Genomic DNA, 12896 nt, shown 5'->3' on the forward strand with positions numbered 1-12896 from the left:
GCTTCAATGGCGCGCGGCGCGGCGCCTGCCGAGCTTGCGCTGGCGCTTCGTCCAGCGCTCCGCCAGCACGTTGCCGAGCGTGAGCACACCGAGCCACAGCATCTGCCGCAGGAGCGTCGCGGTGGCGCGATCCACGCGTCGATCGATCTCCTCCTGGGCGCGCGCCGTACGTCCGATGCCCGAGTAGTCGGCCGGCGGTGCCGTCGCGGCCGCCGTCGCGCCCCCGGCCTCGACGCGGTCCGTTCCGGCGTCCGCTTCCTTCGCGGAAGCCTCCGTGGCAGCCACCGCCTTGGCGCCCGAGGTCGACCCGTGCGCACCGGCATAGACCTTGGTGAACTCCGCCCCGAGCAAGAAGATCTGCGCCGCGTAGTACACCCATGCCACCAGCAGCACCAGCGATCCCGCCGCGGCAAAGGACTCGTTCACGCCGCTCTTGCCCAGGTACAGCCCGATGCCCAGCTTGCCCAGCTCGAAGAGCACGGCGGTCACCAGGGCGCCGATCCACACGTCGCGCCAGGCGATGCGCGCGGTCGGCATCAGCTTGTAGATCAGCGCGAAGAGGAGCGTCACGATGCCCAGCGAGATCAGCACGTTGAGTCCCTGCAGCAGCAGTTCCCAGCCCGGCATCAGCCCGCCGAACCAGCTGCCGAAGGCCGCCAGCGCGGCGCTCACCACCAGCGACACCATCAGCAGGAAGGCCAGGCCCAGGATCAGCCCGAAGGACAGCAATCGCGCGCGCAGCACCGCCCAGATGCCCGAGGGCTTCTCGCGCTCCGGAACGTGCCAGATGCGGTCGAGCGCGCTCTGCAGCTCCGCGAAGACGGTGGTGGCGCCGACCAGCAGCACCACGGCACTGACCAGCCCCGCGATCAGGCCCTTGTCGGGTTCGCTCACGCTGCGCAGCATCGACTCGACGGCGACCGCGCCCTCTTGCCCGACCAGCCCCGAAATCTGCGCCACGATGCGGCCCTGCGCCGCCTCGCGCCCGAACAGCGCGCCTGCGATCGCGATCACGATCACCAGCAGCGGAGCGAGCGAGAAGATCGTGTAGTAGGAGATCGCGGCGCCCATGCTCGGCGCATAGTCGTCGACCCACGCGACGACGGACTGGCGGCAGAGTGCGTAGAGCTTCTTGGGATTCATGGCGGCCTCGCAGGTGCTGAGGCCAATGTCTTCCGCGCCGGCCCCGCCGCCATGCGGCAAGCTTGCAAGTTCGAGTAGGCGCGCGCCCCACCTGCGCGTCGCCATCACCGCGCCGGCCTCGCCCCGCCGCCGAGCGCGCTCACCAGCGCGTCGTACACCAGCCGCACGCGCGCCGGCACCGGCGCGCGCTGCGCCCGCCATACATGCACCGGCCAGGGCTCGGGCGCCTCGGCCTCGAGCACCGACACCAACTGCCCCGTCTGCAGCCACGGCTCGGCCAGCGGCGCCACCAGCTGGCCGAAGCCCAGGCCGGCCAGCACGGCGGTGCATTCGGCATCGGTGTCGTCGGTGACGAAGGCCGGTGCGGACACCGGCATCTGCCGCTTGCGGCTGAAGGACCAGGGCCAAAGTCGGCCGGAATCGCGATCGACCAGCGCCGTCAGCGGCAGGCGCTGGAGCTCGTCGACGCTGCGCGGCACGCCGGTGCGCGCGACCAGCGCCGGCGCCGCCACCACCATCAGCGCCATGCGCTCCACCGTGCGCGCCACGAAGCGGCCGCCCGGCTGGCCGCCCACGCGCACGCCGACGTCGATCTGCTGGCTCACCGCGTCGGCCAGCTGCTCCGACAGGCGCAGGTCCAGCACCAGCCCGGGATGCCCGGCCAGCATCGGCGCCAGCGCCTGCGGTATCCAGCGGCGGCCGAGCACGCTGGGCGCGGTCACGCGCACCGTGCCCGCGTGCTGCGAGAGCGCGCGGCGGTCGGTGCGGTGGAAGAGCGCATCCACGCCGCCCACCGCGGTGCGCGCGCGCTCGGCCAGGGCGCGCCCGAAATCGGTGAGCTGCACGCCGCGGGTGCTGCGGTGGAACAGCGGCTCGCCCAGTTCTTCCTCGAGCTCGCGCACCGCGCGCGTCACCACCTGGGGCGAGACCGACAGGCGGATCGCCGCATCGCGGAAGTTGGCCGCGTCGGCGGCGGTGCAGAAGACGCGCAGGGCTTCGAGGCGGTTGGACATGGAGCGCGGCTTTCTCAAGATCGGAGTGTTCCGGAAATGCGAATTCTGAACGCGCCGGAGTTTCATTTACGGGAACGCCAGGATTTTTCACACTCACGTCACTCCTCCTCAACCCCTCCTCGAAAGGAAGCTTCCATGACATCCGTTCAAGACAACATTCGCGGCAAGGTGGCCATCGTCACCGGCGCGAGCAGCGGGCTCGGCGAATCGACCGCGCGCCATCTGGCCGCACGCGGCGCGAAGCTGGTCCTGGCGGCGCGACGCACCGACCGGCTCGGGCAGCTGGTCGCCGAGATCCGCGAAGCCGGCGGCGAAGCGATCGCCGTCGCCACCGACGTGGCCAGGCGCGCCGACCTCGAGAAGCTGGCGGCCGCCACCGTCGAGGCCTTCGGCCGCATCGACGTGCTGGTCAACAACGCGGGCGTGATGCCGCTGTCGCCCCTGGCCCGGCTCCGGGTCGACGAGTGGGACCGCACCATCGACGTGAACATCAAGGGCGTGCTCTACGGCATCGCCGCCGTGCTGCCGCGCATGCAGGCGCAGGGCAGCGGGCACATCGTCAACGTGGCCTCGATTGCGGGGCTCAAGGTGTTCACGCCGATCGGCACGGTGTACAGCGCCACCAAGCATGCGGTGCGGGCGATCTCCGAGGGCTTGCGCGTGGAAGTCGGCAACAGCGGCGTGCGGGTGACCATCGTGTCGCCGGGCGCGGTGGAGTCCGAGCTCAAGTTCGGCAGCAGCGATGCGGAGAGCGCCGCGGGCGTGAAAGCCTTCTACGACGCGAACCAGATCCCCGCGGATTCCGTGGCGCGCGCCGTGGTCTATGCGGTCGAGCAGCCGGAAAACGTGGACATCAACGAGGTAGTGCTGCGGCCGGTGTCGCAGGAGTTCTGAGCGGTCTTCGGCGCCCTCCCCCAACTGGAAAAGGGCTGGGGTGGGGGCAGCGGCCGTGTCGAAGAGGCAGCCCCGCGATCTGACCGAAAATCCCGCTCCCGACAGTCCAGCCCTCTTCCCCCATGAAAATCCAGAAAGACACCGTCGTCACCCTGCGCTACAAGGTCGCCGACGCCAGCACCAACAAGCTCATCGACGAAAGCCGCGACCCCATGGTCTATCTCCATGGCGGCTACGACAACACCTTCCCCAAGATCGAGGCCGCGCTGGAAGGCAAGGAAACGGGCTTCCAGGCCACGCTGCACCTGGCGCCCGGCGACGCCTTCGGCGAGCGCGACGAATCGTTGATGCGCACCATCTCCAAGGCGGACTTCCCGCCCGGCGTGAAGGTCGGCGGCCAGCTCGAGGGCCGCGACGACCAGGGCCAGCCGCAGGTCTTCAACGTGGTGAAGATCAAGGGCCCGCAGGTGATCCTCGATGGCAACCACCCGCTGGCCGGCAAGTCGCTCAAGTTCAGCCTGACCGTGACCGGCGTGCGCACCGCGACGGCGGAGGAGATCTCGCATCGCCACGTGCATGGGGAGCACGGGCACCACCACTGAGGCCGAACGAGCCGGCAGGATCGTCGGCCCGGGAACAGCCGGGCGACGGAACTTTCGCATTCCCGCGGTTACCCATTGGCGCCGCTCTGCTAAAGCCGATGTACTGCCGCACCCTCAAATACCGCGATGGCCATGGCCGCTTCTCCATCACCGTGGAGGAACGGCCGGATGGCTCATTGCAGATCTGGGAGCTCGATGTGCCCGGCGGCGAGGCGCGCCGCCTCCACGTGATCGAGGAAGTCGCCGGCAGCCTGTCGCGACAGGGCCGGCGGCTGCATGTGGTCTGGGGCGCGGCGCGGGTCGAGCGCAAGCGCGCCGGCGACTTGCCCTGGTCTTGAGGGCCTGCGGTTCGCGTGATTGCGCATCGCCCGAGCGGGCACGGGCGCCCTCACTGCGTCCGCACCTGCGTCGTCCGCACGCAGCGCAGCCACAGATAGCGCACGGCGAGGAGGGCGGCCATCACCGCGCTCCCTCGCCCGCGATGTCCGGCTGGATCAGCAGAAACGACGCCCTCCGGTCCACGGGCCAGAGCTTCACGAGGTCGGCGACCCGCTTCTCGTCCCTCGCGGGCGCCTCGGCCTGCATGGCCGGGTCCGTTGCGATCCCTGTCTCCCAGGTTTCGGCCTGGGTGGGCTCTCTGTGCGTTGGCGGCACGATGGTGGGATCGAAGTCCGGGGGCGGCGTGGCGATGGGCATGATGCGTGACTCCTTGCTGATGCCAAGGTAGTCCCCGGCGCTTCCGCCGCACTGTAGGAAGGCGCCGTTGCCGGGACGGGAAGCCGTCCGGGTTGAGTGTCAGACCCACCAGCGCCCGGCCGCCAGCGCAACCGCCAGGGCGATCGGGCTGGTGACCTGGGTGGCATACCACGCCAGCTGCGGCACGTCGCCGCCGCCGGGCACGCTGCCCGCGGCCATCACCGCGAAGGTGCAGACGCCCAGCGCGTAATACGCGAAGACGGCCAGGAACGGCACCGCGAAGCGCGTCAGACGGCTTCGCGCCGGACGCCGACGTGCCGCCGACGCGAGCGGCAGGGGCTGGGTGCGCATGGTGCAGGTCGGAATGCCGCCATCGCCATGGCGTCGGTCCGGGAAACTCTGCTGTGGCTGCTGGTCCATGTCGTTGTTCTCGTGGGAATCGCGGCGGTCTCTTCGCCGCTGCCTGCCGTGTCGGGGCCTGGAGGCGCTGGTACGCGCCGGAATTGTGGGCCCGTACTGCCGCGGCCCATTCGTCGAACAGAAGCGCAATCCGCCCGTAGATCGTTGCGATGCCGGGGCGACAGCGTCCTGCGGCCGGCACTTCACCCGGGCCGCATCGTCCCCATCTGGAGCGAACCACTTTCCATTGAATCGATCGGAACAGAATGAGCCTCTGTCCAGCAGGAAAAACATCATGAGCACCCCCAGCCCCATCGTCCGCATCGAAGCCCTGGGCTTCCCCTGGAAGACCATCGATCCCTTCCTCTTCTGCGCCTATCACGACGACGCCTACCCGCGCGCCAACGCGCAAATGGGCCCCGAGGCCCCGCTGGCCGGGCGCGACCTGGGCCAGGACTTCAGCCGCAAGGACGGCTGGAGCATGTACCACGGCACGACGGTGCCGGGCTTTCCGGGCCATCCGCACCGCGGCTTCGAGACCGTGACCCTGGTGCGCAAGGGCCTGATCGACCATTCCGATTCGCTGGGCGCCACGGCGCGCTTCGGCGGGGGCGACGTGCAATGGCTCACCGCCGGGCGCGGCATCGTGCATGCGGAGATGTTCCCGCTGCTCGACAAGGGAGCGCCCAATCCGCTGGAGCTGTTCCAGATCTGGCTCAATTTGCCGGCACGCAACAAGATGGCGCAGCCGCATTTCACGATGTTCTGGGCCGAGGACATCCCGCGCTTCACCGCGCTGGACGCCGAGGGCCGCTCGACCGAGGTGGCGAGCATTGCCGGACGCATCGCGCCGATCGAGGGCGAGCCGGGCGCCGGCGGTCCGCTGGCGCCGCCGCCCGATTCCTGGGCCGCGCAGCCCGATGCGGACCTGGCCATCTGGACCGTGAAGATGGAGCCGCAGGCCTGCTGGGTGCTGCCGGCCGCGACCGGCAAGGGCACGCGGCGCACGCTGTACTTCTTCAAGGGCCGCTCGGTCCGCGTGGCGGGGCAGCAGGTCGACCATCATGCCGCGATCGAACTGCGCGCGGACGCGCGGGTGGAACTGATCAACGGCGACGAGGAGAGCGAATTCCTGGTGCTGCAGGGCCGCCCCATCGGCGAGCCGGTGGCGCAATACGGCCCCTTCGTGATGAACACGCAGGCCGAGATCGCGCAGGCCATGGCCGACTACCGCAGCACGCAGTTCGGCGGCTGGCCCTGGGGCGACATCGCCCCGGTGCATGGACGCAGCCCGACGCGCTTTGCGCGGCACCCGGACGGGCGCGAAGAGCGGCCCGAGCAAGCCGCGGCCGGCGCAGCCGCGCGCGGCTGAGCCTGCAATTCAGCCGCAGCCGGCCGGCGGCTGCACGAACCAGCGCCCGTCCGCGCCCTGGTGGAGGGCGACGCTGGTGAAGAAGTAGTCCCAGGCGAAGCCGATGTCGCGCAGGTCGCCCGTGCTGATCGCGCGCAGGTTGAAGAATCCGCCCAAGGTGGCGCGCCCCGCGCCCACATGCGCGCCGGGTGCGGCGACCACGCTGGTGCAGCTCGGCGGCGGCGGCGGTGGAGGCGGCGGCGCAGGGCCGCCGGTATCGGCCGCATGGCGCGAGAAGAAATCCCACACGATGTCCGGATAGCTCGGCCCGCGCTGCAAGGCCCAGTTCCCGTCGCGGCCCGCCTGCCCGCCGATCCAGTAGTGGCCGTGATCGGTGTCGCCCGGGGCGGGCGTGGCGGTGGGCCCGCTGTAGAACACGGTCTCCACCAGCGAGCGGCTGCCGGGCTGCGCATCGACGGTGTAGAAGCTTTGCTGGCACCCGTAGTCCGGCCCGTTGATCGGCGTGCAGGGCCGCTGCCCCGCCAGCGCCTCGGCCGGCGTGTCGTGCGCGGCATCGCCGTTGAGCTGCAGCTGCGCATCGCGCAGGTTGCGGCCGGCGGGCTGGACCACGGTGCAGTCCTGGTTGTTCTGCAGCACCAGCAGCGGGATTGCTTGGCTTTCGTTGCGTTCGCGCCGCATGTCGGCGACCACCCGGCTCACCGCGTGGAACGTCGCGTTGCCGGGGCAGCCCGAGAAGGACACCGAAGCCGCGTCCTCGCCGTAGGGCAGCCCCGAGGCGCTGGCCGCCGCGGCAAAGTACTCGTTGTGCGTGACCGAGAGCACCACCGCCATCGCCGCGCCCGAGGAAAGGCCGGTGACGTAGCGCCTGCGCGGGTCGGTGCCGAAGCGCGCCTCCACCTGCCGCGCAATCTGGTGCAGGTCCTCGGGCTCCCCGCGGCCCTGGTGGCGGTGCTGGTCCAGCCAGAAGCCCCAGCAGTTGGTGTTGCGCAGCCCGTCGTAGCTGGTGATGAAGGGCGCGACCAGGATGAAGCCGAAGCGGTCGGCCGCGGCCGTGAGGCCCCAGTCGCGCAGCACGTCGTCGTGCGTCTGCTGGCAGCCGTGCAGTGCCATGACCATCGGCGCCGGGGTGGCGATGCCGTCGGGCACGTAGACCTTGTACTGACGCTCGCGCGAGCCGGAGTAGCTCTGGGGGGGCAGGGTGAAGGCGCTGGTGGTGCCGGCCTGGACGGGCCGCCATGTGCCGGCCAGCACGAGCAGCCCGAAGAGGGCGATGACGATGCAGCGCGTCAGCGTGAAGACCATGGTCACCGTCCTTGGGCATTGGGCGGCACACCTTAGCGTGTGCGCGCGGCCCTCGCAATCCTAGCCAAGCGGAAGCGTTCGCAGCCCCAGCGGCCCGGCCGCATGGCGCGCGAGGGCAGCAAGGTCGAGCTGCGCGCCGCACAGCGCCACGTACCCGTCGGGCCGCAGCAGGTAGAACGAAGTCGCCGGCAGCTTCAGGCGTGCCAGTTCGGCAACGTTGTCGACATCCGAAGGCACGGCGTGGACGCGCACCAGTTCGTCGGGGAGCAGCAGCGGCTGCTGCGGCGCCGGCTGGCCGAACAAGAGCAGGTGGAAATGCAGGTCGTCGAGCTTGTCGAACACGTCCTCCTGCGGGCCTTCCGCCGAGAAGCGCAGCCGCATCCACGGAAAGCGGTCGCCCGCGCGCGGAGCGCCCTGCGGCGGATCGTCCAGCGACACCGACAGACTGCTCGCGCGGTAGTTGATGCCGATCTGCGAGACCACCCGGAAGGCCGTACGCTGGATGCGCGGCCGGCTCATCGCCAGCGCACCGACGCGCGCCATCACCTCGGTGCGCAGCAGGCCGGCCCACCAGCTGTCCGACACCACCAGCTTGAAACCGCGGTCGGTGGTGTCGAGAAGTCGCCGCGCGACCGGCATGCGCTCGGCCTCGTAGGAATCGAGCAAGGCCGCATCGGCCCGGCCCTGCGCGACCAGCGCCAGCTTCCACCCCAGGTTGTAGGCGTCCTGCAGGCCGGTGTTCATGCCCTGCGCGCCGACCGGGCTGTGGATGTGCGCCGCATCGCCCAGCACGAAGGCGCGGCCTTCGCGGAAGCGCGAGGCGCTGCGGTGATGGATGCGGTAGGTGGAGAACCAGCTGCATTCCTTGAATTCGAGCCCGGCGCCTGCCTCCTCGCGCACCGAGGGAATCACGTCATCGAAGCGCACGCCTTCCCTGTCGCGCAGCGACGGCGGCAGGATGCCGACCAGCCGCCAGTGGTCCTGCCCGCGCATCGGAAACAGCAGGTTAAAGCCCTCCTTGTGCAGGTAGACATTGACTTCGTCGGGCACCATGCTGCCGGTGGCCTGCACGTCCGCGACGAAGAACACGTGCTCGTAGGGTGCGCCGGGGAAGCCGATGCCACTTTGCTCGCGCACCGCGCTGCGCGCGCCGTCGCAGCCGGCCACCCAGGCGGCCTCGATCTCGCGCACGCTGCCGTCGGGCTGCTTGAGCCTGGCCACGGCGCGCTCGGGCGTCTGGGTGAGTTCCAGCAGCTCGGTGTTCCATTGCACGGACAGGCCGAAGTCGTGCAGCCGCTCGCCCAGGATCTTCTCGTTGTCGTCCTGGCCGAGCACGAGGATGTAGGGATAGGGGGTGAGCCGCGCGCCCGCATCGGCCAGCGGAACACGCGCCATGCGGCGGCCTTCGGCCCACATGTTGGCGCCGTCGCCGCGCTTGCCGAGCGCCAGCGCGCGATCGACGACGCCCAGCTTCGAATAGATCTCCAGCGTGCGTGCCTGCACGCCCAGCGCGCGTGTCTCTCGCGCCGGCCCGGCATGCCGATCGATGATGAGCGTGCGCACGCCGCGGCGCGCGAGCTGGTTGGCCAGCATCAGGCCCGTGGGGCCCGCGCCGACGATGAGGACGTCGCAATCCATGGAGTGTCTCCCGAGGCCAACCAGACGCGGCCCAGCAGATAGTCGTTCTTCGCCTGCACCAAGTCCAGCTCGGCTGGCGTAGAGGCGCTGCTGCGCATCGAGCACACCCAGCTCGGTGATGGTGCCGTGGGCAGGACGGGGAGGGGGAGCAGGGTGGCGACGAAGAGCTCGCCCATGATCGACAGGCCATCGGTCCCCACAAGACCGAGCGCGTGTGCGGCACCATGGCGAGGATGGCCGCCGGCGCGGTGAGGGCGCTGGGTCGCACGCGGCGCGGCCGGCGACGAAAGCACCGCCGCCGGCTTTTTGCCGCGGTGCGACAGCGTGAAATAAGCCCGCGGTGGGATGGGTAAACCCTGACCAGGCGCCCTGCGGCGCCCACTTCCAATCCTTGTTCACCATAACCACTACCCCGGGAAGAGGATTCGTTTCATGCAACGCAGAAGTTTTGTCGCGTCCAGCGCGGCATTCGCCGCCGGCCTGGTGCCGCTGTCGTCCGCGCGGGCCGCCGAGAACGGCGTGAGCGACGGCGAGATCGTGCTGGGCAGCTCGGCCGTCCTGAGCGGGCCGCTCGGCTCGCAGATCAAGGTGGTCCACAACGGCGCCGGGCTCGCCTTCGATGCCGTCAACGAGCAGGGCGGCATCGGCGGCCGCAAGATCAAGCTGGTGGCGCTCGACGACGAACTGAAGCCCGAGAAAGCGGTCGAGAACTACACCAAGCTGCTGAACGACCACCGCGTGTTCGCCTTCTTCGGCTGCGTGGGCTCCGGCACCACGGCCGCCGCGGCCAAGCTGCTGCAGCAAAGCGGCGCTCCCAGCGTGGGCGGCTACGGGGTGGGCGACACGGCGCGCGAACGCGTCGCCGGCTCGGCCTACTTCGTGCGTGCCAGCAATGCGCGCGAGGCGCAGGCGCTGGTCGAGCACCTGACGACCGTCGGCGTCAACAAGATCGCCATCGCCCACCTCGACAATCCCGGCGGCGCCGAGGCGGTCAAGCTGATCGGCGCGGCCATGGCCACCCACAAGCTCACGCCGGCGGCCGCGGTCTCGGTCAAGGGCGACAGCTCGAACGCCGCCGAGGCCGGCAAGACGCTGGCGGACAGCCAGCCCCAGGCCGTGCTGATGTACCTGGCCGGCACCGTGGCCGGCGAGGTGATCAAGGCCACCTACGCCGCCGGCAGCAAGCCGATGTTCTACGGCATGTCGATCGTGCCGGGCGAGGTCACGGCCAAGGTGGTGCAGCTGCAGTCGAGCGGCCTGGCCATCTCGCAGGTCATGCCCTATCCCTGGGGCGAGGTGGAGACCGTGGCGCGCGACTACCGCCGCCTGGCGGAGCGCGCACAGGTGCCGGTGGGCTACGGCAGCTTCGAGGGCTACCTGAACGGGCTGGTGATGATCGAGGCGCTCAAGCGCACGGGCCGCGACCTGACGCGCGCCCGCCTGCATGCGGCGCTGCGCGCCTTCAAGCTCCGGCTGGCCGGCATGGACATCGACTTCACGTCCGGCAACGGCACCGGCTCGCGCTTCATCGAGATGGTTCGGGTGACGCCGGAAGGGCGCTTCGTGCGTTGAGCGCGCGGGGTACCGGGCGCGCTCAACCCAGGCGAAGGGCCTGGTAGAGCTTCTCCCTCCCGGCGGAAGGCGGCAGGTTGATTGCGTGGAAGCCGGAGTCCTCGGGCACCTCCCGGAAGTTGTCGAGCACCTGCACTCCCCCTCGTTGCGGATGATACGGCCCAGGTCCCTGGACTACGATGCGCGTGGCGCACGATGCGCCGGGCAGGAGGGCGTATGGCAGCAGCAGACAACAGCGGCGCGGCGGACTTCGGCGCCGCCCGCAACGCGTGGTGGAACCGGACCGTGCCGCCCTGGCCGTGGCCGCCGGCCGCGCCGCAATCGCTCGTTCAGCCGATCAACCCGGGCTGGTCGCTGATCAACGTCACCAACAACAACTCCTCGGCCCCCGCCATCGAGCGCGACGTGCTGCAGCAGCACAGCTACGGGCGCCAGATCGGGCGGTTGATGGACGCGCTCTCGGTGCTGGTGGAGCGCCTGCCGGCGAGTGCGAAGGATGACCAGCGCATCGAGGATTTCGTGGCGCTGGCCAAGGAGGTGGCGCAGATCAAGGAGAACGCGCGCCTGCCGCGATTGGAGCGGCTGCGCAAGGACATCGAGGCGCTGAGGCAGGAGGACCCGAAGGCCTACGCGCAGCTCAAGGCCCTGCTGGTGCGCTGAAGCCGCCCGCTGCGTCGGCACGCCCGCAAGTCGCCCTCTCGCACCTCCGCGGCCGAAGCAGCAGAAAGCGCTAGATCAATTCGTCGGCGCACCACCGACCCGACGATCGCGCCGAAGGGAGCCCTTCTAATCCTCGATTGCGCCGGGATTCGTGCTTCCATTCTGGGACAGCGAGCCGGCAGGCTGAGCCGACGCCTGGTTGCGCAGCTTCTTCTGGTAGTTCTGCTCGGCCTTGTCGCGGTTGCTCAGGTATAGCCTTTCGGCAGTCTTGCGGCCCTCGTTTGCTCCCGTGGCTGTGAGCTTGTTGACTGCCTCCAATGCCCGGCCTGTGCTCGTTCCTGCGAAGGCCTCCCCGAGACATTGAGCCAATTCAGCGATATCGGAGCTCATCATGGTGAGCGCGAACCCCAGCCCTGCCCCGCGCGTCGCCAGGAGCAATGACTGCTTGTTGCGTTGGAGGATGACGCCGAGCAGGTCCATCGCGCCATCGAACTCAACGCCCGCCCTTCCCTCGCGCTCGAGACCGTCCCGGGTAGTGAAAGTCAGCGATTGCAGCGATTGCAGCGATTGCAGGGCTGGCAGCGGTTGCCGCCAAATACCTTCGAGGGATTCGAGCGGTCCATCAGAGGTCCCCATACCTGGCAGGATGATCCAGTTCGGGCTGGGGAGCGTGACGTCCGTCAGATGCTCGGCCGCGAACAGCCGGGACACGATGTTCTTGACGTATTCGTCGTCGATGGACTGGCCGAGGTTGCTCAGTTCGACCTGGTGAACGCTAAGCTCCGGTCCCAGCGTTGCATTGGCGTTGGCGACCGCTTCGGCAACCCATTGGTGCCCAACTGCTAAGGCACTCCGAACCGAGAGCTTCTCGACCCCACCCAGGAGCAGGACGCGATCGAGTTCGTGTTTTTGTTTCTCTGTGGGAGGGAAAGGGACATCCAACGAGATTTCCGGGACGCTGCGTTTCAGCAACGACAACACGGTTGGAGGGCCGCCCACGTGTTTCAGCGTCTTGCAGTTCTCGATGCAGCCGCTCAGGATCTCCCTCGTGATTGCGGCTCCGCCCTGTTCCAAGTCCCGCTTACACGGATAGGAGAAGCTCGTGATGCAAAACTGCCCACTTGTAATCGCATCTCTCAGCACATGTGCATGAGTCTCGTCGAGCCACTGGGAGACGCTGACGCCGAACGTCACGCCGTTGCTTTGAAATCCCGTGAGCAGGGTGCCGACATTCTCGTAGCACAGCAAGTTCACCGTCGGGAGGAATTCGGGGGCGCATTTCTGCATGCCAGCGAGCAAATCGCTTTGCGGCTTGGTCTTCTCCAGCCAGAGAGACAGATTCAAGCTGTCTCTTCGCGAAAGCTGCTCGCCGTCGATGAACTTGTAGAGGGCAGTTGTCCCCAACATGCCTCTGAGGGGTAGCTGTAGACCGTGGGTGAGAAGGAGGTCGCGCCGCGCGTCGACGGTCGACTCGTTCGGGGTCTCGCCGGATCCACGGTCGGCCGCGCCGCGGCTCGGCCAGTGAATGTTTTCGAAGCCGTTCGTGCTGGTCCTGGAGAGCATGGTTGGGGTGAATGAGTGGACACGGAACTGGGTAACCGCTGC

At 69.1% G+C, this 12896-nt stretch carries 13 protein-coding genes; 6 read left to right on the forward strand and 7 right to left on the reverse strand.

The genetic code is table 11. The features are described from left to right. Window positions 1–3 precede the first annotated feature (3 nt). Window positions 4–1143 (reverse strand): YihY/virulence factor BrkB family protein, encoded by a 1140-nt coding sequence (locus AC3A6Y_RS02650; RefSeq protein ID WP_487866674.1) that lies wholly within the window; start codon window positions 1141–1143, stop codon window positions 4–6. Between the two features lie 104 nt (window positions 1144–1247). Next, window positions 1248–2156: a LysR family transcriptional regulator gene (locus AC3A6Y_RS02655; protein ID WP_487866675.1), complete on the reverse strand. Its 909-nt coding sequence runs from the start codon at window positions 2154–2156 to the stop codon at window positions 1248–1250. Between the two features lie 135 nt (window positions 2157–2291). Between AC3A6Y_RS02655 and AC3A6Y_RS02660 the strand changes: the two genes are divergently transcribed. The 3 genes from AC3A6Y_RS02660 (at window position 2292) to AC3A6Y_RS02670 (ending at window position 3990) form a co-directional block, all read left to right on the forward strand. Next, window positions 2292–3050: an SDR family oxidoreductase gene (locus AC3A6Y_RS02660; RefSeq protein ID WP_487866676.1), complete on the forward strand. Its 759-nt coding sequence runs from the start codon at window positions 2292–2294 to the stop codon at window positions 3048–3050. Window positions 3051–3172: 122 nt separating this feature from the next. Next, window positions 3173–3652: an FKBP-type peptidyl-prolyl cis-trans isomerase gene (locus AC3A6Y_RS02665; RefSeq protein ID WP_487866677.1), complete on the forward strand. Its 480-nt coding sequence runs from the start codon at window positions 3173–3175 to the stop codon at window positions 3650–3652. A 98-nt stretch (window positions 3653–3750) separates the two neighbouring features. Beyond that, the gene (locus tag AC3A6Y_RS02670; protein WP_487866678.1) at window positions 3751–3990 is read left to right on the forward strand and encodes a hypothetical protein; all 240 of its coding nucleotides are present in this window, start codon (window positions 3751–3753) and stop codon (window positions 3988–3990) included. A gap of 121 nt (window positions 3991–4111) precedes the next feature. Here the strand turns inward: AC3A6Y_RS02670 and AC3A6Y_RS02675 are convergent, their stop codons facing one another. Then, the gene (locus AC3A6Y_RS02675) at window positions 4112–4348 is read right to left on the reverse strand and encodes a hypothetical protein (RefSeq protein WP_487866679.1); all 237 of its coding nucleotides are present in this window, start codon (window positions 4346–4348) and stop codon (window positions 4112–4114) included. A 99-nt stretch (window positions 4349–4447) separates the two neighbouring features. Further along, window positions 4448–4768 (reverse strand): hypothetical protein, encoded by a 321-nt coding sequence (locus AC3A6Y_RS02680; protein ID WP_487866680.1) that lies wholly within the window; start codon window positions 4766–4768, stop codon window positions 4448–4450. Window positions 4769–5042: 274 nt separating this feature from the next. On the opposite strand from AC3A6Y_RS02680, the gene AC3A6Y_RS02685 reads away from it, so the two are divergent. Then, the gene (locus AC3A6Y_RS02685; protein WP_487866681.1) at window positions 5043–6119 is read left to right on the forward strand and encodes a pirin family protein; all 1077 of its coding nucleotides are present in this window, start codon (window positions 5043–5045) and stop codon (window positions 6117–6119) included. 9 nt (window positions 6120–6128) lie between these two features. Here AC3A6Y_RS02685 and AC3A6Y_RS02690 read toward each other — a convergent pair whose 3' ends face one another. Further along, entirely contained in the window at window positions 6129–7421 is a 1293-nt protein-coding gene (locus tag AC3A6Y_RS02690) for an extracellular catalytic domain type 1 short-chain-length polyhydroxyalkanoate depolymerase (RefSeq protein WP_487866682.1), read from the reverse strand. A 60-nt stretch (window positions 7422–7481) separates the two neighbouring features. After that, window positions 7482–9059, reverse strand: a complete 1578-nt coding sequence (locus AC3A6Y_RS02695) for an FAD-dependent oxidoreductase (protein WP_487866683.1) — start codon at window positions 9057–9059, stop codon at window positions 7482–7484. A 432-nt stretch (window positions 9060–9491) separates the two neighbouring features. On the opposite strand from AC3A6Y_RS02695, the gene AC3A6Y_RS02700 reads away from it, so the two are divergent. Further along, entirely contained in the window at window positions 9492–10631 is a 1140-nt protein-coding gene (locus AC3A6Y_RS02700) for an ABC transporter substrate-binding protein (protein ID WP_487866684.1), read from the forward strand. A gap of 216 nt (window positions 10632–10847) precedes the next feature. Beyond that, window positions 10848–11291: a hypothetical protein gene (locus tag AC3A6Y_RS02705; protein ID WP_487866685.1), complete on the forward strand. Its 444-nt coding sequence runs from the start codon at window positions 10848–10850 to the stop codon at window positions 11289–11291. 126 nt (window positions 11292–11417) lie between these two features. On the opposite strand, the gene AC3A6Y_RS02710 is transcribed toward AC3A6Y_RS02705, so the two are convergent. Beyond that, a complete protein-coding gene (locus AC3A6Y_RS02710) occupies window positions 11418–12854 on the reverse strand; it encodes a hypothetical protein (RefSeq protein ID WP_487866686.1) in 1437 nt (478 codons plus the stop codon). Window positions 12855–12896 lie beyond the last annotated feature (42 nt).

This window comes from Variovorax sp. Soil_C_17, assembly GCF_057657265.1.